Below are 20,604 nucleotides of genomic sequence, written 5' to 3' on the forward strand. Positions count from 1 at the left end.
GTCCTCGTCGTCTGGGGCGGCGTGCCGTCGCTCGCGCGGATCATCCTCTCCGCGTCCCCGGTCCCGGTAACTCACGGCCGGAGCGTCACCCTTCCCCACCGATGGCGCACTCCGCTGTCCAGGTGTAGCCGTTCGCTCGAAGGGGCCCGGGACGTTCGACCGGGCAGTTCGACCGAAAACTTCTCCTCCACAGGGTGGGGATTGAGTTTTCCCAGCTCAGCGGCTTGTCTGGGGGAATTCCCCAACCGTTTTCCACAGCCTGTGCACACCCTGCGCACATGGTCGTCCACCGGCATCCACAGGTTGTCCCGAGGCTCGTCCACTGCCATGGTTGAGGGGCTGACCTCGGGTTCCGTAAGGTGGGCCCCCGACCGGCCGTGCGATGACCCCCGATCGACCGGCAGGTCGAGGTTGTCGTACCCCGGCGGTAGAGCTGGCCTTGGATCCGACGCAGTGGAGGGGGGACCCGTGTCGGTCACCGACGACATGCGGGCGGACCAGCGCACCGGCGGCGGCCAGGCGTCCCCGCCGCCCCAGCGCGACGGTCAGTTCGACAAGACCCCGCCGCAGGACGTCGCTGCCGAGCAGTGCGTCCTCGGCGGCATGCTGCTCTCCAAGGACGCCATCGCCGACGTCGTCGAGATCCTCAAGACCAACGACTTCTACCGGCCGGTGCACGCCACCATCTTCGACACCATCCTGGAGATCTACGGTCGGGGCGAGCCGGCCGACTCGATCACCGTGGCGGCGGCGCTGGCCGACTCCGGCGACCTCGTCCGGATCGGCGGCGCCCCCTACCTGCACACGCTGATCGCCAGCGTGCCGACCGCCGCGAACGCCGCCTACTACGCGCGGATCGTCAGCGAGCGGGCGGTCCTGCGGCGGCTGGTGGAGGCCGGCACCAAGATCGTGCAACTGGGCTACGGCACGGGTCAGGGCGGCAGCCGCGACGTCGACGACATCGTCGACCTCGCCCAGCAGGCGGTCTACGACGTCACCGAGCGCCGCGTCAGCGAGGACTTCGCGGTGCTCGCCGACATGCTCCAGCCGACGCTCGACGAGATCGAGGCGGTGGGTGCCCAGGGTGGCGTGATGACCGGCGTCCCCACCGGCTTCACCGACCTGGACCGGCTGCTCAACGGCCTGCACGCCGGGCAGCTCATCATCGTCGCCGGGCGGCCGGGTCTGGGTAAGGCGCTCGCCCTCGACACGCCGCTGCCAACCCCGGACGGATGGACCACGATGGGCGAGGTCGCCGTGGGCGACCGCCTGCTGGCCGCCGATGGCAGCCCGACCACCGTTACCGCCGCCTTCGAGGTGATGTACGACCGGCCGTGCTACGAGGTTGAATTTTCCGACGGCACGGTGATCGTCGCGGACGCGGAGCACCTGTGGAAGACCACGACCCGGGCGAGCCGAAGCCAGCCTGAGCAGCGAACGCGTCAGTACTGGCCGGAGTCGTCGTTGTCCAGGGTGCGGGCCGCCCAGGCGACGGTCGGTGCCGAATCCCGACGCCTCGTCACCGTGGCGCAGGCCCTGGAACAGGTCGGCCCTGAGTTCCGCAACGTCCTGCACACCATCGCGCGGGAGGTCGGCGTCGAGGGGCGGGTGAGCCGGCTGGTGACGCGCGCGGGGAAGGCGCGGAACTGGAGCGCACCGGGGTATCCGGCAGGGCCACTGCTGACTGGGCTGCGCGAGCGGGCCGAGCGGCACGTCAATGCCGGTGCCCGGGTGCGGCACGGCGGCGTGGTGACCACTGCCCAGATCGCGGCGACGTTGCGTACCGACACGGCCGACCGGCGGTTGAACCACGCCGTCGAGAACTGCGGTCCCCTGCGACTGCCGGAGCGAGACCTGCTGATCCCGCCCTACACCCTGGGCGCGTGGCTCGGTGACGGGCACACCGGCGCCAGCCGGTTCACCACCGCTGACGACGAGATGGTGGGCCTTGTCGAGCAGGACGGATTCGTGGTGCGGCCCAGCGGCCCGATGCTCTACAGCATCTCTCTGCCGGCGGCGACGCCATCGACCGAGCGGACGTGTGTCAACTGCGGCCGGTCCACCCGGGCACTTCGGGAGAACCCTGCCGTCAATCGCTGCGCGGACTGCAGGGTCGTGCACGGTTCGTTTCTGGCACTGCTCCGCCGGCTGGGGGTGGCGACGGACAAGCACATCCCGCAGGAGTACCTTCGGGCCTCCGAGCCCCAGCGTCGCGCGTTGCTGGCCGGCCTGATGGACACCGACGGCACGGTCGCTCCCGCCGGTAACCTCCAGTACACCTCCACCTCCAAGCGGCTCGCCGAGGACGTGTGGGAGCTCGTGGTGAGTCTGGGCTACCGCTGCACTGTCACGGAAAAGGCGGTGCCCGGGCGCAGCCCCGATTCGTCGATCGCGTACACGCTGAACTTCTCCACCCCGGATCCGATCTTCCGGTTGGAGCGGAAGCGCTCGGCTCACGCTGCGAGGCGTCGTACCAGTTCGGACGTGCGGACGAATTCCCGCTTCATCGTGGACGTCCGACCGGTGCCGAGCGTCCCGGTCCGGTGCGTGACGGTGGACAACCCCGAGCACCTCTACCTCGCGGGTCGGGCGATGATCCCGACGCACAACAGCACCGCGAGCATGGACTTTGCCCGAAACGCGGCTATCCGCGCCAACCAGGCATCGGCGATCTTCTCGCTGGAAATGAGCAAGGTCGAGATCGTCATGCGGCTGCTCTCGGCCGAGGCGCGGGTGCCGCTGCACGTCCTGCGCAGCGGTCAGCTCTCCGACGACGACTGGACCAAGCTCGCCCGGTGCATGGGCGAGATCAGTGAGGCGCCGCTCTTCGTCGACGACACGCCGAGCATGAACCTGATGGAGATCCGGGCCAAGGCGCGGCGGCTCAAGCAGCGGCACGACCTCAAGCTGATCGTCGTCGACTACCTCCAGCTGATGACCTCGCCGAAGCGCACCGAGAGCCGGCAGCAGGAGGTCGCGGACCTGTCTCGTGGCCTGAAGCTGCTGGCCAAGGAGGTGGAGTGCCCGGTGATCGCGGTGAGCCAGCTGAACCGTGGCCCGGAGCAGCGCACCGACAAGCGACCCCAGTTGTCTGATTTGCGCGAAAGTGGATCAATTGAGCAAGATGCCGACGTTGTCATCCTGCTGCACCGCGACGACTACTACGACAAGGAGTCGCCCCGGGCCGGGGAGGCGGATTTCATCGTCGCCAAGCACCGGAATGGCCCGACCGACACCGTGACGGTGGCCGCCCAGCTGCACCTGTCGCGCTTCGTCGACATGGCGATCGTCTGAGAGCAGCGGCGCGGGTCAGCCCAGAAGTGGGAACCAGCCGGCGACCTCGCCGAGTTCGAGCTGGTCGCGGTCGGTGAGTGGCACCCGGCCGGTCGCCTTGAGCAGGTATTCCGCGTCGCTCCATCCGGCCGGGCGGACGGCGTCGTCGCTGAGCAGGCCGTCCATCGTGGCCACGGCGACCCGCGTGGCGAGCACCCCGGGCAGGGGCGCGTCGGGCAGGTCGAGGACCAGGTCCAGGTGGTGCACGACGGCCTCGGTGGTCAGGGTGGCCAGCAGGTCCGGCACGCGCAGCACGTGCCCCTGCGTGGTGACGCAGGCGTCGGGGTCGGCCGCGCCAGCAGCGCGTACGGCGGCGGGGGCCGTGTCGGTCCAGAGCCGGACGATCCCGCTCGGACGGTCGAAGGCGGCGGCGGAGCGGCGAACCCACCAGGCATGTCGGGCACCGGCTCCGTCCCCGTCGGCCGGGAAGGCGCGCCAGTAGCTCACGTCGTCCACGTCGGGCGGACCCTCGGCGGGGCTGGCGAGCGCGACCAGCGCCCGCTGGGCGTCGCAGAGCACGTGGAACAGCAGGTCCGCGACGAGCCAGCCCCGGCACCGGGTGGGCCGTTGCAGGTCGGCGTCGTCGAGGTCGGCGACGACCCGGCTGATCCCGTCGTACGCCTGCGCCAGCGCGAAGTGCTGCCCCTGGTGCGTCATGGGGTGCAGCGTCGCACGCCCACCGCGGGCCGGCACGGCGAGCGGCGGGTGCGGGCGTGGCCACGGGTGACCGGGCCGGTCTAGGCACCGGCCCGGTCGACGGAGTGGCTCAGCCGAACATCTCGTCCAGGAAGCTCTTGTGCTTCTTGCGCTTGTAGTGCCCGTGGTAGCCGTGGTGCTGGTGGCCGTGCCCGTACGCGGGGGCTGGCGGGTAGCCGTGGGCCGGCGGGGGCGGCGGGACGGCGCCGTAGCCCGGCTGGTGCGGGGCGGGGGCGGGCGGCGGGGGCGGCGGAGGCGCGTAACCGCCCTGCTGGTGGGCGGGCTGGCCGGGGTAGCCGCCCTGCTGGTGGGCGGGCTGCGGCGCGGTCGGCGCGCCCTGCTGGCGGTTCCAGTTGGCCTCCGCCTCGAACAGCTTCTCCAGCTCGCCGCGGTCGAGGAAGATCCCCCGGCACTCGCCGCACTGGTCGATGACGACGCCGCTGCGCTCGTACTGGCGCATTTCTCCGTGGCACTTGGGACAGGTCAGGCTCATTCTCCGACCGTACCCGGTCCGGTCACGCGGTTGCTGTCAGCGTTTCCGTGACTTCGGAATCGGGGACCTCGTGGAAGTCCTCGTAGTAGGCGCTCACCGCCATGAACTCCGGCGGGTGCTGCGCGCAGATGACCTGGTCGGCCTCGGCGGCCAGCATCTCGTACGCCTCCTGCGAGCCGACCGGGACGGCGACCACGACCCGGCGGGCGCCGAGGTGGCGGGCGACCTGGACGGCGGCGCGGGCGGTGGCCCCGGTGGCCAGGCCGTCGTCGACGATGACGGCGGTGCGCCCGGACAGGTCGAGCGGCGGCCGGCCAGCGCGGTAGAGCTGTTCCCGCCGCTCCAGCTCGGCCTGCTCGCGCCGGCGCACCTCGGCGATGTCGTCGGCGCCGAGCCGGCTGGCCACGACGTCGTTGAGCACCTGCACGCCGCCGGGGCCGAGCGCGCCGAAGGCGACCTCGGGTGCCCACGGCATGCCGAGCTTCCGGACGACCAGCACGTCCAGCGGCGCGCCGAGGCGCTCGGCGACCACCCGGGCCACCGGCACGCCGCCGCGCACCAGCCCGAGCACGATGACGTCCGGTTCGCCGATCAGGGCGGTGAGCCGGTCGGCGAGCATCCGGCCCGCCTCTTCGCGGTCGCGGTAGGTGGTGGTCATGCCTCAGGTCTACGCCGTGTCGCCGCCCTTCGCCTGCCAGTTCGGCGAACCGGGGTGCCGCAGCGCGGCGGCCCAGACCAGGAGGGCGAGCGGGTAGAGCAGGTAGCCGAAGCGGGTCGACGGCATCAGCAGGATCGCGGCCAGCAGCCCGTACCCGCAGGTCAGCGCGGCGGCGACGGCGGTGCGGGGCGGGCGGCGGGCGAGCCGGACGGCGATCGCCAGCCCGGCCGCGAGCAGGAGGGCGGCGGCGACCGCGCGGCCGGCGGGCAGCGCGGTGGCGATCAGGTGGCCGGGTAACGGCGACTGTGCCGGGCTGGTCACCAGGCCGTGGCCGAGCGGGAAGCGGAGCACGTTCTCGACCAGCGCGTCGCGGTCGACGAGCAGGGCGGGGAGCAGCGCGGCGACGGGCAGGCCGACCGCTCCCGCCGCGACCCGCAGGCCGGCCCGCCGGGTCATCCCCCAGATGATCAGCACGAGGGCGACCGGCCAGGCGAAGAGCTTCAACGCCCCGGCCAGGCCGACGGCGATGCCGGCCCGGCCGGGTCGTCCGGCGGCGGCGAGGGCCAGCGCGAGCAGGCAGAGCGCGAGTACGGGCAGGTCGTCGCCGCCGGTGGCGAGGGTGAGCGCGCAGACCGGCAGCACGGTGGCGGCCTGTACGCCCCGGAGCACGGCGGCGCCGGCCGCGTGGTGGCCGGCGGGGCGGTCGACGCGCGTCAGGGTGCGGACCGCCAGGGCCAGCGCCAGTGCGGTGCCGACCGCGAACCAGACGCGGGCGTCGGTCCACCAGGCGTCGAGGGCCGCCCTGGGCAGCCCGAACAGGGCCATCCCGGGCTGGTACGGGGTGTAGCCGAGCAACTGCTCGCCGGGCGGCAGGGCGGCGATCGCGTCGTGCCCGAGGTACGGCGTGCCGGTGTCGACCAGTCGCCTGCCGGACTCCTCGACGACCAGCACCTCCTCCTGCGCCCGGTCGCCGCGCCCGCCGGCCCGTTCGACGCTCTGCCAGGCCAGCGGCAGCAGGGCGGTGGTGATCCAGGCGAAACCGGTGACCGCCCAGCGGGCCGGCAGGCCGGCCAGCGGCGACTGCGGGTCGCGTCGGCGCAGCACGAGTTGGGCGGTCGCCGCGAGGGCGGCGACGAGGTACCCGACGGCGGCGACGCCGCCCCAGGCCCGGTGCGGGACGAGTGTGGACGTGGCGGCGGTGGTCGCGGCGAACGCCGCCGACACGGCGTACAGGCCGAGGTCGAGGGCGAGGCCACCGGCGGCGGAGTCGAGGGCCCGCCAGCCGCGGCGGTTGGTCGGGGCGGCGGTCACGCGCGCCAGTCTGGCAGACCGGGCCCACGCCACCGCCACGCGTCGACGGTGGGCTGGCGGCCGGTCCCGGTTCAGGCCGGCAGGTGGCGGTCGGCGCGCCCGCGCCCGCCCTGCCGGCGGCCGGGGGCGAGACGGATGACCGCGCCGGCGTCGTGCAGCGGCGGCGCGAGAGCGCCCGGACTGCCCCCGGAGCCCCGCCGGAACGCGGCGAGGAGCGTGCCCGCGGGCATCGGCCGGGCGAAGAGGTGGCCCTGCCCGGCGGTGCAGCCCAACTCCCAGAGCGCCCGGCGCTGCGGCTCGCTCTCCACCCCCTCCGCCACCACGTCGAGGCCGAGGCTGCGGCCCAGGTCGAGGGTGGAGCGGATGACGGCGGCGGCCTCGGCGGAGCCCTCCATGGCGGTCACGAAGCTGCGGTCGATCTTCAGCTCGTGCACCGGGATCCGGGAGAGCAGGGAGAGGGAGGAGTAACCGGTGCCGAAGTCGTCCAGCGCCAGCCGCACCCCCTCGTCCCGCAGCCGGCTGAGCACCCGGTCCACCACGTCGAGCTGGCTGAGCGTGAGCGTCTCCGTCAACTCCAGCACCAGCCGGTCGGGGGGCAGGTCGTGGGCCCGCAGCCGGGCCAGCACCGAGCCGGGGAAGCGGGCGTCGAGCAGGCTGCGCGGCGACACGTTGACCGCGACCGGCACGTCGAAGCCGGCCTCCCGCCAGGCGCTCGCCGCGAGCAGCGCCTCGTCGAGGATCGCCTCGGCGAAGGCCGGCAACAGCCCGGACCGTTCCACCGCCTCCAGGAAACGCAGCGGGTCGATCACCCCGTGGACGGGGTGGCGCCAGCGGGCCAGCGCCTCCGCGCCGGTGACCAGGCCGGAGCCCAGGTCGACGATGGGCTGGAAGTTGACGGTGAACTCGTGGTCGGCGACGGCGCGGGGCAGCTCCCCGCCGAGGGTCAGCCGGCCGAGGTCGGCGGTGTCCCGGGTCGGGGCGTACGTCGAGGTGCGCTGCCCGGCCCGCTTCGCCTGGTACATCGCCACGTCCGCGCGGCGCAGCAGCTCCGGCATGCCGCCGGTGGCGGGCGCGGCGGCGATCCCGCCGCTCGCCTCGACGCTGATCCGCATGCCGTCCAGGTCGAACGGCTCGTGCAGCGCGGCGAGCAGGGTCTCCGCGCGGTGCGCAGCCACCGCCGGGGCCGGCAGACCCCGCAGGAGTACGGCGAACTCGTCGCCGCCCAGCCGGGCCACCAGGTCGCCCTCCTGAGCGGCGGTGCCCAGCCGCTCGGCGACCTGCACGAGGACCTGGTCCCCGGCGGCGTGCCCGAGGGTGTCGTTGACTTCCTTGAAGTGGTTGAGGTCGATCAGCACCAGCGCGGTCACCCCGTCGGCGTGCCGGGTGTTGAGGTGCTCGGTGCCCTGGTCGAGCAGGTGGCGGCGGTTGGCCAGCCCGGTCAGCGCGTCGTGTGTGGCGGCGTACGCGTGCTCGTCGGCGACCCGGGCCAGCTCGGCGTACGCCTGGGCGTTGCGGACCGCGGTGCAGAGCGCCGAGGCGAAGGTGCGCAGCGTGTACTGCTCCCGTTCGGAGAGCTGCACGGGGCCGCGGAAACGCAGTCGCAGCACGCCCACGTCGGCTGTCCGGTCGTGCCCCTCCAGCGCGGCCGGGACCACGGTGCCGGCGGTGGAGGTCGGCTCGCCGGCCGGCCCGTCGTACGTGATGGCGCCCGCTCCGCCGCGCACGGTCCGGCCGCCGTCGCGCAGCTCGACCTCCACCTCGTCGGCGGAGAACAGCTCGGCGGCCTGGGTGACCGCCGTGGTGAGGACCTTGTCCAGGTCGACCACGTTGAGCGCGTCGGTGGTGCGGGCGAGCCGCTGCCACGCCTGCTGCTCGGCGCGCCCCCGCACCCGGGTCGAGTAGGCGAGGTGCAGGCTGAGGACGAGGGGCGGGACGGCGAGCAGCAGCCGAGGATCCGCTCTGAGGATGAGCAGCGTGCAGACCGCGACGACGAAGCGTACGCCGAAGCCGGCCAGGCGCAGGTCCAGGTTGTTGAGGAACTGGCGACCGACCCGGCTGTTCGACGCCAGTGCGATCACCGGAATCGCCAGGAGGTCGTCCAGCAGTGCCGCCACGAGATAGATCGCGCCGAGTGACGTGATGAGCTCGACCACGTCCGTCGGCGGCCACCGCCACTGCAGCGCCAGCGCGACCGCGCCGGCCCCGGCGGCGACCAGGATGTTCTTGCCGACGCCGAATGCGGTCTTGATGGCCGGGAGGCCCATGGTGACGGACGCGATGCCGACGCCCGCCCCGGTCGAGAGCACGACCCACGCCGGCGGGGCGACGGCGAGCCCGATCACGATCGCCGTTTCGATCCACGTGATGGCGTGGGTCGTCGACCGAATGCGTATCGGAGCCTTCACCCTCGTCCCGAGGGCCGTCATGCAGGTCAGGGCGACGATCGTTGCCACATCGCCGATGGAGTGGGGTGGACCGTCGACCAGCGACACGAGTGCGACGAGGGTGGGTGCGACCGCCAACGCGACCACCAGGCCGACGAGCGACAGCAGTTGCCGATCTGTTCTGCTCGCGTTTCCTGGCGTCATCCCGGCCATGAGGCTCCTGTCGTCGCCGACAGTTACATGCTGACGACGGGAGCCTACCGCTCTGTGTCATCAAAAGTCAGTGCCAGTCGCTGCCGCGCATGACGCGCTCCTTTCGCTCCGTCCCGGCTTGCGGCCGCATCCCTGGGGGATCAGCCGTCGTGACGGGAGCGTAGGAGAAATGACGAATGGTTTGCAGCAATAAATGTCGGTATGCGCAACATTAGCCAAGCCTGGGACCCCTTGTCACGGTCTGTCCATCGTTCCTGAGCGGAGCGCGTAGGCGTCGCGTATGAGGGCCGGTGCCGTTGACTTCTGATGATGACAGCAGGGAAAGGAGTCTCTCCCGGCAAGTGTGGAACCGCGGGATCGCCGGCATCATCCGCGCTTCGGTTGGACCGCAACTGTCAATCACCTCGTGGACCATGCGTTGCGGTCGCGTCACCCTGGCGTGCGGTGGCGGTGAATCGCCGAACGTGCGGAGACCTTGTCCGCCCGGCTCCGGGTGATCATTTCAATCCGCGCCGGTGCGGAAATAGCGCACGGTTCTCACCTTGGTGGCCGCGCACCCGGACGGTTCGTCACCACCGAAGAACTGGTCAACGAGTTGTGTGCGGTACGCACGCACCGGCTGCCGCCGTGGCGATGCCGAGACGCGAACGCCCTCGGCATCGCCTATCGGATCTGCTGGACGAGGTGCGTCGGCAACACGCATTGGTGCTCGAATTGACGGCCGAATCGGGGAGGCGCGCGGAATGTGGCGTGCTGAACGCGGCGAGTGGTGGACGCCGGCGCGAGGTCGGGTGACGGGCGCGCTCGGGGTGCACCCCGGCGATGGCGTCGTACGACGGATAGGCTCGCGGCCGTGACCGATCCCGCGCAGCTCACCCACGTCGATCCGGCCGGCGCGGCCCGCATGGTCGACGTCTCCGCCAAGGCGGTCACCGGCCGCCAGGCCGTCGCCGCCGGCCGGCTCCGCACCACCGCGGAGGTGGTCGAGCTGCTGCGCCGCGACGGGCTGCCCAAGGGCGACGCGCTGGCGGTCGGCCGGCTCGCCGGCATCATGGGCGCGAAGCGGACCCCGGACCTGATCCCGCTCTGCCACCCCATCGCCCTGCACGGCGTCACGGTCGACCTGGCGCTGACCAGCGACACCGTCGAGATCACCGCCACGGCGCGGACGGCGGACCGCACCGGGGTGGAGATGGAGGCCCTGACCGCGGTGGCCGTCGCCGGGCTGGCGCTGGTCGACATGGTCAAGGCGGTCGACCCGGCGGCCAGCGTCGACGCCGTCCGGGTGCTGCGCAAGGAGGGCGGCAAGACCGGCGAGTGGGTCCGTCCGGAGGACCGGCCGTGATCCGGGCGCGGGTGGTCGTGGCGTCCAACCGGGCCGCCGCGGGGGTGTACGCCGACACCAGCGGGCCGCTGCTCGTGGCCGGGCTGCGCGAGCTGGGTTGCGAGGTGGACGACCCGGTGGTGGTGCCCGACGGCGAGCCGGTGGGCGAGGCGCTGCGCGCCGCCCTGGCCGACGGGGTCGACGTCGTGCTGACCAGCGGCGGCACCGGGATCAACCCGACCGACCGCACCCCCGACGTGACCCGGGCGCTGCTCGACTACGAGATCCCCGGCATCGCCGAGGCGATCCGGGCGCACAGCCGCGACAAGGTGCCCGCCGCCGCGCTCTCCCGCGGGCTCGCCGGCGTGGCCGGGCGGATGCTGGTGGTCAACCTGCCCGGCTCCACCGGCGGGGCCCGGGACGGTCTGGCCGTGCTCGGGCCGATCCTCGCCCACGCCGTCGACCAGCTCCGCGGCGGCGACCACTGACGCCCCGCCACGTCCATCCCGGCCGCCCGCTCGGCCGCGCACCGGGGTGGTGCAGGTGACGGGGCGACCGGCACCCCGCACCGACTAGGCTCGGCCGGGTGAGCACGGAAACCGCACCGGCCGCCGATCCAGTCGCCGCGCCCCCGCCGGCCGACTGGGAGGAGGCCCGATCCCGGGTGTACGCGGTCGGCCTGGCCGCCGCGCTTCCCGCCGTGAGCCGGCCGCTCGCCGAGATCGACGGGCACACCCTCGCCGAGCCGTTGACCACGCGTACGGACCTGCCCGCCTTCCCGACCTCCAGCGTCGACGGCTGGGCGGTGCGCGGGGCGGGCCCGTGGCGCCCGGTCGGGCGGGTGCTGGCCGGCAGCACTCCGGCGCCGCTGACCGACGACGGGACGACCGTCGAGATCGCCACCGGCGCGATGGTGCCCGTGGGCGCCACCGCCGTGCTGCGGGTGGAGGAGTCCCGCCGTACGCCGGAGGGCCTGGTCGACGGCACGCCGCGGCCCGCGCCGGAGTGGCGCGAGCCCGGCGAGGAGGCGTACGCCGGGGAGGAACTCGTCCCCGCCGGCACGCCGGTGGACCCGGCGCTGGTCGGTCTGGCCGCCTCCTGCGGGCACGACAGCCTGCGGGTGCGGCGGCAGCCGCGCGCCGCGCTGCTGGTCTTCGGCGACGAGTTGCTGACCGCCGGTCCGCCCGCCGCCGGCCGGGTCCGGGACGCGCTCGGGCCGGCGGTGCCGGCGTGGCTGCGCCGGTACGGCTGCGTGGTGCGTCCGTCGGACGTGGTGGGACCGGTGGCGGACACCCTGGCCGCGCACGTGGCGGCCCTGCGCGCCGCGCTGGCCACCGCCGATCTGGTCTGCACCACCGGCGGCACGATGCACGGCCCGGTCGACCACCTGCACCCCGCGCTGGAGGCGCTCGGCGCCGACTACGTGGTCAACACGGTCGCGGTGCGGCCCGGCTTCCCGATGCTGCTGGCCCGGCTGACCGACGCCGACGGGCGGGTCCGGTTCGTCGCCGGGCTGCCCGGCAACCCACAGTCCGCCATCGTCGCCCTGGTCTCGCTGGTCGCCCCGCTCCTGGCTGGCCTGTCGGGCCGACCGGTGCCGGTGCTGCCGCACGCCACGCTCGCCGAGCCGGTGCCCGGCCGGGGGCGGTACACCCACCTGGCGCTGGTCCGGCTGGACCGCACCGCCGGCACCGCCCACCCGGTCCGGCACGTCGGCTCGGCGATGCTGCGCGGGCTGGCCGGCGCGGACGGGTTCGCCGTCATCCGCCCCGACACCTCCGGCGAGCCCGGTGACCGGGTGCCCGTCGTGCCGCTGCCGCTGCTGCCCGGGGAGCGTGCGTGGTGACCGCGCCGACCGCCGACGCGTCAGGCCGACTCGCGGACCACCGGCCCACGACGTTCGGCGAGGTCACCGACCGGCCGCTCGACCTGGCCGCGCACGAGGCGGCGGTCGCGGACCGCCGGGCCGGCGCGGTGGTGTCGTTCCAGGGCGTGGTCCGCGACCACGACCACGGCCGCGCGGTGACCAGCCTGGAGTACGAGGGCCACCCGAGCGCCGAGCGGGTGCTGCGCGAGGTGGCGGCCGAGATCGCCGCCGAACCGGACGTGTACGCGGTCGCGGTGTCGCACCGGATCGGCCCGCTCGCCATCGGTGACGTGGCCCTGGTCGCGGCGGTCAGCACCGCCCACCGGGCCGCCGCGTTCGCGGCCTGTGCCCGGCTGGTCGACGAGGTCAAGGCGCGGCTGCCGATCTGGAAGCGGCAGGTGTTCGCCGACGGCACCGAGGAGTGGGTGAACTGCCCCTGACGGGCGGCCCACCCCTCAGCGGCGGACGCCGAGCGCGGCCTGGCGGCCCATCCGGTCGCCGTAGAAGGCCGGCTCGGCGCCGGGGCGCCACGGCAGCGCGGCGACGAGCACGATCAGGGCCAGCGCCAGCGAGTTCTCCATCAGGGCGCCGAAGAGGCCGTCCTGGTAGTGCGACACCTCGGGGAGCTGGTGTTCGTACGGCCAGATCGGGGAGACCAGGAAGAGCAGGTAGAGCCCGATCGCCGCGACGCCGTGCCGGAGCCCGGTCAGCGTCGGGTACCAGATCGGCGGGCGCAGCCCGTTGACCCCCGGCAGCCCGCCGTACGCGCCCTGGCCGGCCCGCTGGGCCAGCCCGCGGCTGGCGTCCCGGCGGCGTACGGCGGCGTCGGCCAGCACGATGATCGCGGGGATCACCCAGACCAGGTGGTGCGTCCAGGAGATCGGGCTGATCACGTTGGCGGTGAGGCCGACCAGCGTGAACGCGGTCAGCTCGTCGCCGTCGGCGCGCGCGTTGGCGGCGCGGGACAGGCCGAGCGCCAGCATCAGCACCGCGAACGACAGCCAGAGCAGGCCGGGCGTCTCGATCGAGTCGTAGAGCCGGGCCAGCAGCCCGGCCAGCGACTGGTTGGGCGTCATGTCGGCGGCGCCAACCCGCTCGGTCTGCCAGAGCACGCCGCCGAAGTACGCCCGGGACTCGTTGCCGACGACGGCGAAGGAGCCGAGGGTCACGGCGATCACCGTGCCGACCGCGGTGGCCGCCGCCCGCCACTGTCGGGTGATCATCAGGTAGGCGATGAACAGGGCCGGGGTCAGCTTGACCGCGGTGGCCAGACCGATGCCGACGCCGGCCCACGCGCCGCTGTAGACGAAGCGCAGCAGCGGGCCGTCGGTCTCGGCGACGTGGGTGCCCCGGCGGGACCGCCAGCGCAGGCCGATCAGGTCGGCCATGATCAGTGCGAAGAGGAGCAGGTTCACCTGGCCGTAGCCGAGGGTCTCCCGGGCCGGCTCGATGGCGACCGCCAGCGGCGTCGCGATCGCCACGGTGAACGGGAGCGGCCAGCCGAGCCGGTCGACGATGGGGCGGAGCAGACCGGCGAGCACGACCGCCAGGGCGGCGATGCTGGCGAGCGCGTTGGCCATCCCGGCCAGCTCCACCGGCAGGTGCGCCATCGGCAGCATGACCAGGCCGCCGAACGGCGGGTAGGTGAAACCCAGGGTGGTGCCGGGTGCGATGAACTCGTAGAGCTCGTGACCGCTCGCCCACCACACCACCGCGCCGTGGTAGATCTTCATGTCGAAGAAGTTGTACGGCCGCCCGAAAGCGCCGATGGCGAGCCATGCGGCATAGGCGACGGCGGCCACGATGCCGGTCCGTACGACTGTCCTGCGATCGATCCCACGCGTTACGCGGCGGACTGGGGCGAGGCGGTCCGCCCGTCTACCGACAGTCGCCGGCATGGCGTGGCCACCCCCGTACCAAGGTCGTCCTACCCGTCCAGGTCCGGTACGGAGCCTAGAACGGCGCCTCACGTTAATGCCTCCCGCGTTATGCGACCGTGTCCGATCCCACACATGTTTTTGACATTTCCACCGCGTTAACGCCTAGCGGGTGGTTCAGGTGATTCGTGGCGTTGGCGGGTGGCGGGCCGGCGGAGGGGAGGTATCGACGCAGGTCAGCCGGGGAGTCGTCGGGCCGTCGCTGCCGATCGTACGGCGATCCGGGCCTCTCTGCGGGCGGTACGGACGGCTCGCTGCACCGAACGTCGGGAGTGGCCGATCCGGTGGCCGGTCCGCCACCGCAGGCCGGGCTTGCCGCCGGTGTCCGCGGCGGCGAGCAGCAGCCCGCCGAAGAGGCCGATGTTCTTCAGGAAGTGGATCTGGTTGTTGTTCCGCGCCGCCGGGTCGTCGTTGTTCCAGAAGGGATGCCCGGCGAGGGTCACCGGGACCAGCGTGCCGGCGAGGACCAGCGCGGCCGGCCGGGCGAACCTGCCGGTGGCGAGCATCAGCCCGGCGCCGACCTGCACCACCGCGTTGACCCGGATCAGCGTCTCCGTGTCGGTGGGGATGCGTGGGCTGGCCTTCTCCAGCAGCGGGGTCACCCGGTCGGTCACGGGCTTCGCGGCCGGGGCCAGCCGCCCCGGGTTCTGGAAGTTGTGCAACCCGCTGACCACGAAGATGCCGCTCAACATGGCGCGGGCGAGGGAGCGTACGGGTTTCATGGGTCAGTCATACCCCGTCACCAGCCCGGTTACCCCCGCAACCGCCGATCCGGATCGGCCGACGTGGACCTCCCCGGGCTGGTTGCCACGCCGACCCGGCGAGGTCGCGCCACGCCGATTCGAGCGACCGTCGCTGATGGACCGGCGACGAGGGGTAACGTCCCCCGCGTGACGACGCTGCGGCTGCGACCCGAGGACCCGGCCGACACCGGCGCGGTCCGGCGCGTGCTGGCCGCCGCCTTCGCCAGGCCCGACGTGGCCACGCCGCCCGAGGTGGGGCTGGTCGACGAGTTGCGCGGCAGCGACGCCTGGCTGCCGGAGCTGGCGATGGTCGCGGAGTACGGCGGCGAGGTCGTGGGGTACGCCCTGCTCACCCGGGTCCGGGTGCGATCCGACGACGCCACCGCCCCGGCACTTGCTCTCGGCCCGGTGGCGGTCGCGCCGCACCGGCGGCGGATCGGGCTCGGCGCGGCGGTGGTCCAGGCCGGCCTCGACGCTGCCACCGAGCTGGGCGAGCGGTTGGTGGTGGTGCTCGGCGACCCGTCCTACTACCACCGCTTCGGCTTCGGCCGGGCCGACCGGATGGGGCTGACCAGCCCCTGGTCCGGCCTCGGTGACCCCTGGCAGGCGCTGGTGCTCCCGCCGACCACCGGCGGCGAAGGGCCGCCGCCGCGCGGCGAGGTCCTCTTTCCCCCGCCCTGGTCGAAGGTCTGACCCCGCGCCCACCCCGCCCGTCAGGCCGGCTGGGTGCGCAGGTAGCGGCCGAAGTGGGGGACGGTGAAGGCCACCGTGCCGCGCTCGCCGGAGTAGATGAGGCCCTTCTTGATCAGCGCGTCCCGGGCCGGGGACAGGCTGGCCGGCTTGCGCCCGAGGGTGCGGGCGATCTCCGCCGTCGGCACGGCGGCGTCCATGTCGTCCCGCCCGCCGCCGTCGACCTCGCCCTCCACCAGGGACAGGGTGGCCATCGCCCGCATGTACTCGCGCTCGGCCGGGGTGGCCCGCTCGAACCGGGAGCCGAAGAAGCCGACCGCCAGCTCGGCCTCGGCCTCAGGCGCGGCGACCCGCACGTCGGCGGCGGTGATCGGCGAGCGCGGCGCGTGGTCCCAGGTCGCCTTCCCGTACGCCTGGACGAAGTACGGGTAGCCGCCGGACTTCTCGTAGAGCAGGTCGAGCGCCTTCTGCTCGTACTCGACCTCCTCGCGTTCGGCGGGCGCGCAGAGCGCCTGGTCGGCGGCGATCCGGTCGAGCCGGTCGATGCGCTGGTAGCGGAAGAGCCGCTCGGAGTACGACTTGGCGGCGCTGAGCACGGCCGGCAGGTGCGGCAGCCCGGCGCCGACCACGATCAGCGGCGCGCCCAGCTGGGACAGCTCGTGGCAGGCGGCGCAGAGCGCGGAGACGTCCTCCGCGCCGAGGTCCTGCATCTCGTCGATGAAGACGGCGATGCCGGTGCCGACGTCGGCGGCCACCGCGGCGGCGTCGGTGAGCAGCTCGACGAGGTCGATCTCGATGTCGCCGGAGTCGGCCCGGCCGCTGGCGGCGGGCACGTCGATGCCGGGCTGCCACCGGTCGCGCAGCTTCGGGGCGGCGCCGCCGCGACCGGTCGGCGCGGACCGTTGGGCGAACGCCTTCAGCACGCCGAGGAAGGCGTCGATCCGGTCCGGCGCGCGGTGCCGGGGCGCGAGTTCCCGGACGGCCATGTGCAGCGCGGCGGCGACGGGGCGGCGCAGTGACTGGTCCGGCCGCGCCTCGATCTTTCCGCTGCCCCAGAGGTGGTTGATCGCCTGGGACCGGAGGGTGTTGAGCAGCACCGTCTTGCCGACCCCGCGCAGGCCGGTGAGCATCAGGCTGCGTTCCGGCCGCCCGCGGGCGATGCGCTCCAGCACGACGTCGAAGACGTCCAGCTCGCGCCCCCGCCCGGCCAGCTCGGGCGGACGCTGGCCGGCGCCCGGTGCGTACGGGTTGCGGACCGGATCCACGCATCGCACAGTATCGGGCCGTCTAGCTGCGGGGCTAGACATCCGTAGATGGGGCTACCGGCGTGTCGGAGCGAGGCGTAAGCCGGATCCGGCGTCGAGACAAAACTAGGGCTGTCTAGCGTCCATGCTAGACAGCCCTAGTTTTGGTAATCAGCGCTTCTTCAGGCAGAGCACGTAGTCGAGGAAGTCCACCGAGTTGTCGTGCACGTAGTTCGCCGTCGACTTCGGCGCCCGGGTCTTGCACTGGTCACCGTCGCTCGAGCCCGGGATCCGCAGCAGCACCTCGTACGTGTTGGGGCCGCAGGGCACCTTCCGCAGCTCGGCGTCGGTGGACGTGCCGTCGTTGACCACGCAGTCGCCCTTGGCGAAATCGTCGTCGTCGTCCTCCTCGCTCGGGCTCGGCTCCGCCGAACTCGGCGCCGCGCTCGGCTCGTCGGTCGGCTTGCCCGTCGGATCCGCGGGGGCACTCGTCGCCGGGGCCGAGATCGACGGGTCGTCGTCCTCGCCGGCCTGCCAGACCGCCCAGCCGGCGATCCCGAGGCACGGGCAGAGCACGAGCACCACCACCAGGCCGATGATCAGGGCGATCTTCCCGCCGCCCTTCTTCGCCGGCGGAGCGGGCGGCGGCGTCCCGTACCCGCCGGGGGCCGGCGGCGGGGCGCTCCACTGGGCGCCGGGCGCCGCCGCGGGCGTCGGGCCGGCCGGCGGGAACGGCCCGGCCGGCGGATAGCCACCCTGCTCCGCCGACGGCTGGCCACCCGCCGGGGGCGGATACCCGGCCCCGGAGGTGGGCGGCGGCGGGTAGCCCGACCCGGAGGTCGGGGGCTGCGGGGGGTAGGCCGGTCCGGGGGCCGGAGGCTGGCTCCACATCGGCGTGGTCGGCGGCTCGGCGGCCGGGCCGGGCTGGCCCCACTGCGGTTCGCCACCCGGCTGCGGCTGGCCCCACTGCGGGGCGGCGGGCGGTTCGCCACCCGGCTGCGGCTGGCCCCACTGCGGGGCGGGCGGCTCCGCGGCGGCCGACGGCGGCTGCCCCCACTGGGGCAGCGTCGGGTCGATGGGCGGCAGGCCCCCGGGATTGTCGGCCGGGCGCTGGTAGGGGTCGTCCGGCTGGCCGGGTGATCCGTAGGTTGTCATCTCTTCCCCAGGGGTGCGGTGGTTCAGCGCTGCTTCAGGCACAGCACGAAGTCGAGGGTGTCCAGCTCGCTGTCGAAGAAATACCAGTTGGTGTAGCCGTCGACCTTGGCGCACTTGGCCGCGGCGTCCTTCTCGCCGCTGGTCGCGCCGTCGATCCGGCGTAGCACCTCGTACGTCCGCGGGCCGCAGTCACTGATCAGCAGTTTGGGCTTGCCGCCGGCCGGACCGTCGTTGCGTACGCACTGCCCCGCCTCGACGAAGCGGGGGTCGGCGGAGGAGTCGGGTGCCGCGGCACTGGGCGCCGGGGCGCTTGCCGTTGCCTCCGGCACCCCGGACCCGGCCGCGGGCGCCGGCCCGCTCGGCGTGGCCACCGGGGCCTCGTCGTCCTGGCCGAGCAGGTAGAACACCGCCGCGCCGCCGACGAGGACCAGCACCGCCACCGCCGCCAGCACCGCGGCCACCGGCCCCCGGCCACGCCGGCGTTCCGGCGGCGCGGACGGGGAGGGGGTCGCGGAGCCGGGCCAGGAGGCGTACGGCGGCGCGGCGGGACCGTGGTCGTAGGCGGGAGGCAGGGCCCCCTGCTGGTACGGCCCCGGTCCGTGACCCGGGTCGTCCCGCCGGTACGGCTGACCGCCGTACCGGGGCTCCGGCGGTGGGTACGTGGCGTGCGGATCGTCCCACCCGCCGCGCCCGGGCGACGCCGCCGACGGGCCGTACGCCTCGTCCGGCTGCCGCCCACGCCACGGCGCCGGGTCTCCCCGACCCGGTGGTGGTCCGTAGTTCGCCATGCACGTCTCCCGCGTGAGTGGTGAGAGGCCGGCCACCAACGAGGGACGCCGACGCCCACGTCACCGTAGCGTGTCCACCGATGAGACCACGCCCACCGATTCCGTCACCGGCCGCCGAGCCGCCCACCGGGACCGACCCGGGCACCGGGGCGCGTCGGGCGGCCGTTGCCACGCCGGCCCTGGTCTGGACCGCCCTGCTGCTGGTCTACGTCCTCTGGGGTTCCACCTACCTCGGCATCAGGATCGCCGTGGAGTCGATGCCGCCGCTCGGCTCGGCGGCCACCCGGTTCGCCGCCGCCGGTCTGGTGCTGGCGATCGTGCTGCGGCTGCGCCGGGGCCCGGGCGCGCTGCGGGTCGACCGGCGGCAGCTCGGCTCGGCCGCGCTGGTCGGGGTGCTGCTGCTGGCCGGCGGCAACGGGCTGGTGGTGCTCGCCGAGTCCGGCCCGCCGGGCGTCGCGGTGCCCTCCGGGATCGCCGCGCTGCTCGTGGCCACCGTCCCGCTGCTGGTGGTGCTGCTGCGTACGGTCACGGGCGACCGGCCCCGGTTCTGGACGCTGGCCGGGGTGACGCTGGGCTTCGTCGGCCTTGTGCTGCTCGTGCTGCCGACCGGCGGGGCGGACGCCGTACCGCTCGCCGGGGCGCTGACCATCGTCGCAGGCGCCGCCAGCTGGTCGATCGGCTCGTTTCTCTCCGGACGGATCCGGATGCCCGCCGACCCGTTCGTCGCCACCGTCTACGAGATGTTCGCCGGGGCGGCGGCACTCGCCGTCCTCGCCGTGGGGCGCGGCGAGCTGCACGGCTTCGACCCGGGCCAGGTGACCGGCCGGTCGTGGCTCGCGCTCGCGTACCTGATGGTGGCCGGCTCGCTGGTCGCCTTCACCGCGTACGTCTGGCTGCTGCACCATGCCCCGATCTCGCTGGTCGCGACGTACGCCTATGTCAACCCGGCGGTCGCGGTGGCGCTCGGCGCGCTGTTCGCCGCGGAGTCGATCACGGTGCAGGTGCTGCTCGGCGGCGCGGTCATCGTCGCCGGGGTCGCCCTCGTCGTGAGCACCGAGAGACCCCGACGTGCTGCTCAGGGGACCGCGCCGGAGCCGTCCCGCCGGTAGCGTCCGGCCCGTGTCGGGCGGGCTGGTGGCGTGCGCGGCGCTGCTCGGCGGCGTCGCCGGCCTCGCCGCGCTCCGGGTCGCCCGCCGCTGGACGGGCCGACCGGCGTCGACCCGGCCCGGGCCGCGCGCCGCGTCCGGGGCGGTGGTGGGCGCGGTCGTGTTCGCCGGGCTCGCGGCGGCCCTCGGCGGCGACCCCGTCCTGCCGGCCTTCCTCGGGCTGGCGGCGGTGGGGCTGGCGCTGGCCGTGGTCGACCTGGCCTGCCTGCGGCTGCCCGACCCGCTGGTGGGCGCGGCCGCGCTGGTCGTCGCCGTCGGCCTGACCGGCGCGGCGCTGCTGACCGGGGCCCCGGAGCGGCTGCTCGGCGCGGTGGCGGGGGCCGCGCTCTGCTTCGCCGGGCACGCGCTGCTGGCCCTGCTGCCCGGCTCGCGGCTGGGCTTCGGCGACGTGAAGCTCGCCGCCGTGCTGGGCCTGCCGCTCGGCTGGCTGGGCTGGTCGCCGCTGGCGCTCGGGCTGCTCCTGCCGCACCTGCTCAACGGCGTGGTGGTGCTCGCCCTGCTGGCCGCCGGCAGGGTGCGCCGGGACACCCCTCTCCCACTCGGGCCGGCCCTCCTCACCGGCGCCTGGCTGGCCACCCTCATCCCCTGACCCGCGCGTTCCC

The 20,604-nt window shown here is 74.0% G+C and carries 18 protein-coding genes; 8 read left to right on the top strand and 10 right to left on the bottom strand.

Features of this window, described 5'->3' with window-relative positions; all coding sequences use genetic code 11:
• The first annotated feature begins 453 nt into the window (after window positions 1-453).
• Entirely contained in the window at window positions 454-3,294 is a 2,841-nt protein-coding gene (gene dnaB / locus ABT006_RS03595; RefSeq protein WP_350702493.1) for a replicative DNA helicase, read from the top strand.
• 15 nt (window positions 3,295-3,309) lie between these two features.
• On the opposite strand, the gene ABT006_RS03600 is transcribed toward dnaB, so the two are convergent.
• From ABT006_RS03600 to ABT006_RS03620, 5 genes are all read right to left on the bottom strand, one after another.
• On the bottom strand, window positions 3,310-3,990 hold the full coding sequence (locus ABT006_RS03600) for a maleylpyruvate isomerase N-terminal domain-containing protein (RefSeq protein ID WP_350702495.1): 681 nt from the start codon (window positions 3,988-3,990) through the stop codon (window positions 3,310-3,312).
• A gap of 109 nt (window positions 3,991-4,099) precedes the next feature.
• The gene (locus ABT006_RS03605; RefSeq protein WP_350702497.1) at window positions 4,100-4,522 is read right to left on the bottom strand and encodes a TFIIB-type zinc ribbon-containing protein; all 423 of its coding nucleotides are present in this window, start codon (window positions 4,520-4,522) and stop codon (window positions 4,100-4,102) included.
• A gap of 22 nt (window positions 4,523-4,544) precedes the next feature.
• Window positions 4,545-5,180: a phosphoribosyltransferase gene (locus ABT006_RS03610; protein WP_350702499.1), complete on the bottom strand. Its 636-nt coding sequence runs from the start codon at window positions 5,178-5,180 to the stop codon at window positions 4,545-4,547.
• Between the two features lie 9 nt (window positions 5,181-5,189).
• Window positions 5,190-6,491: a glycosyltransferase family 87 protein gene (locus tag ABT006_RS03615; protein ID WP_350702501.1), complete on the bottom strand. Its 1,302-nt coding sequence runs from the start codon at window positions 6,489-6,491 to the stop codon at window positions 5,190-5,192.
• Window positions 6,492-6,562: 71 nt separating this feature from the next.
• Window positions 6,563-9,079 (bottom strand): putative bifunctional diguanylate cyclase/phosphodiesterase, encoded by a 2,517-nt coding sequence (locus tag ABT006_RS03620; RefSeq protein WP_350702503.1) that lies wholly within the window; start codon window positions 9,077-9,079, stop codon window positions 6,563-6,565.
• Between the two features lie 862 nt (window positions 9,080-9,941).
• On the opposite strand from ABT006_RS03620, the gene moaC reads away from it, so the two are divergent.
• The 4 genes from moaC to ABT006_RS03640 all read left to right on the top strand — a co-directional run bounded on the left by moaC (window position 9,942) and on the right by ABT006_RS03640 (window position 12,719).
• Entirely contained in the window at window positions 9,942-10,433 is a 492-nt protein-coding gene (gene moaC / locus ABT006_RS03625; RefSeq protein WP_350702505.1) for a cyclic pyranopterin monophosphate synthase MoaC, read from the top strand.
• The gene (locus ABT006_RS03630; protein WP_350702506.1) at window positions 10,430-10,900 is read left to right on the top strand and encodes a MogA/MoaB family molybdenum cofactor biosynthesis protein; all 471 of its coding nucleotides are present in this window, start codon (window positions 10,430-10,432) and stop codon (window positions 10,898-10,900) included. The genes moaC and ABT006_RS03630 overlap by 4 nt, the downstream gene beginning before the upstream one ends.
• Before the next feature lie 98 nt (window positions 10,901-10,998).
• The gene (locus ABT006_RS03635) at window positions 10,999-12,258 is read left to right on the top strand and encodes a molybdopterin molybdotransferase MoeA (RefSeq protein ID WP_350702508.1); all 1,260 of its coding nucleotides are present in this window, start codon (window positions 10,999-11,001) and stop codon (window positions 12,256-12,258) included.
• Window positions 12,255-12,719, top strand: a complete 465-nt coding sequence (locus ABT006_RS03640) for a molybdenum cofactor biosynthesis protein MoaE (protein WP_350702509.1) — start codon at window positions 12,255-12,257, stop codon at window positions 12,717-12,719. The genes ABT006_RS03635 and ABT006_RS03640 overlap by 4 nt, the downstream gene beginning before the upstream one ends.
• 15 nt (window positions 12,720-12,734) lie before the next feature.
• Here ABT006_RS03640 and ABT006_RS03645 read toward each other — a convergent pair whose 3' ends face one another.
• Together ABT006_RS03645 and ABT006_RS03650 are read right to left on the bottom strand one after the other, a co-directional pair.
• On the bottom strand, window positions 12,735-14,177 hold the full coding sequence (locus ABT006_RS03645; RefSeq protein ID WP_350702510.1) for a glycosyltransferase 87 family protein: 1,443 nt from the start codon (window positions 14,175-14,177) through the stop codon (window positions 12,735-12,737).
• A 215-nt stretch (window positions 14,178-14,392) separates the two neighbouring features.
• Window positions 14,393-14,938, bottom strand: coding sequence for a DoxX family protein (locus ABT006_RS03650; protein ID WP_350702512.1), 546 nt, complete (start codon window positions 14,936-14,938; stop codon window positions 14,393-14,395).
• A 168-nt stretch (window positions 14,939-15,106) separates the two neighbouring features.
• Here ABT006_RS03650 and ABT006_RS03655 point away from each other — a divergent pair, with 168 nt between their 5' ends.
• Window positions 15,107-15,652, top strand: coding sequence for a GNAT family N-acetyltransferase (locus ABT006_RS03655; RefSeq protein WP_350702514.1), 546 nt, complete (start codon window positions 15,107-15,109; stop codon window positions 15,650-15,652).
• 20 nt (window positions 15,653-15,672) lie between these two features.
• Here ABT006_RS03655 and ABT006_RS03660 read toward each other — a convergent pair whose 3' ends face one another.
• The 3 genes from ABT006_RS03660 to ABT006_RS03670 all read right to left on the bottom strand — a co-directional run bounded on the left by ABT006_RS03660 (window position 15,673) and on the right by ABT006_RS03670 (window position 18,620).
• On the bottom strand, window positions 15,673-16,914 hold the full coding sequence (locus ABT006_RS03660; protein ID WP_350702516.1) for an ATP-binding protein: 1,242 nt from the start codon (window positions 16,912-16,914) through the stop codon (window positions 15,673-15,675).
• A gap of 150 nt (window positions 16,915-17,064) precedes the next feature.
• On the bottom strand, window positions 17,065-17,496 hold the full coding sequence (locus tag ABT006_RS03665; RefSeq protein WP_350702723.1) for an LppU/SCO3897 family protein: 432 nt from the start codon (window positions 17,494-17,496) through the stop codon (window positions 17,065-17,067).
• Window positions 17,497-18,071: 575 nt separating this feature from the next.
• Window positions 18,072-18,620, bottom strand: a complete 549-nt coding sequence (locus ABT006_RS03670) for an LppU/SCO3897 family protein (RefSeq protein ID WP_466023072.1) — start codon at window positions 18,618-18,620, stop codon at window positions 18,072-18,074.
• A 296-nt stretch (window positions 18,621-18,916) separates the two neighbouring features.
• On the opposite strand from ABT006_RS03670, the gene ABT006_RS03675 reads away from it, so the two are divergent.
• Complete coding sequence (locus ABT006_RS03675) at window positions 18,917-19,945, top strand: EamA family transporter (RefSeq protein ID WP_350702517.1); 1,029 nt, start codon at window positions 18,917-18,919, stop codon at window positions 19,943-19,945.
• A 10-nt stretch (window positions 19,946-19,955) separates the two neighbouring features.
• Window positions 19,956-20,591, top strand: coding sequence for a prepilin peptidase (locus tag ABT006_RS03680; protein WP_350702519.1), 636 nt, complete (start codon window positions 19,956-19,958; stop codon window positions 20,589-20,591).
• Window positions 20,592-20,604: the final 13 nt, after the last annotated feature.

The organism is Micromonospora sp. NPDC002717, assembly GCF_040295705.1.
GTDB lineage: Bacteria > Actinomycetota > Actinomycetes > Mycobacteriales > Micromonosporaceae > Micromonospora.

Coding starts and splice junctions, on each gene's coding strand:
- ABT006_RS03645 (WP_350702510.1), bottom strand. CDS start 14,177: ATGCCGGCGACTGTCGGTAGACGGGCGGACCGCCTCGCCCCAGTCCGC.
- ABT006_RS03675 (WP_350702517.1), top strand. CDS start 18,917: ATGAGACCACGCCCACCGATTCCGTCACCGGCCGCCGAGCCGCCCACC.
- ABT006_RS03650 (WP_350702512.1), bottom strand. CDS start 14,938: ATGAAACCCGTACGCTCCCTCGCCCGCGCCATGTTGAGCGGCATCTTC.
- ABT006_RS03610 (WP_350702499.1), bottom strand. CDS start 5,180: ATGACCACCACCTACCGCGACCGCGAAGAGGCGGGCCGGATGCTCGCC.
- ABT006_RS03600 (WP_350702495.1), bottom strand. CDS start 3,990: ATGACGCACCAGGGGCAGCACTTCGCGCTGGCGCAGGCGTACGACGGG.
- ABT006_RS03605 (WP_350702497.1), bottom strand. CDS start 4,522: ATGAGCCTGACCTGTCCCAAGTGCCACGGAGAAATGCGCCAGTACGAG.
- ABT006_RS03620 (WP_350702503.1), bottom strand. CDS start 9,079: ATGACGCCAGGAAACGCGAGCAGAACAGATCGGCAACTGCTGTCGCTC.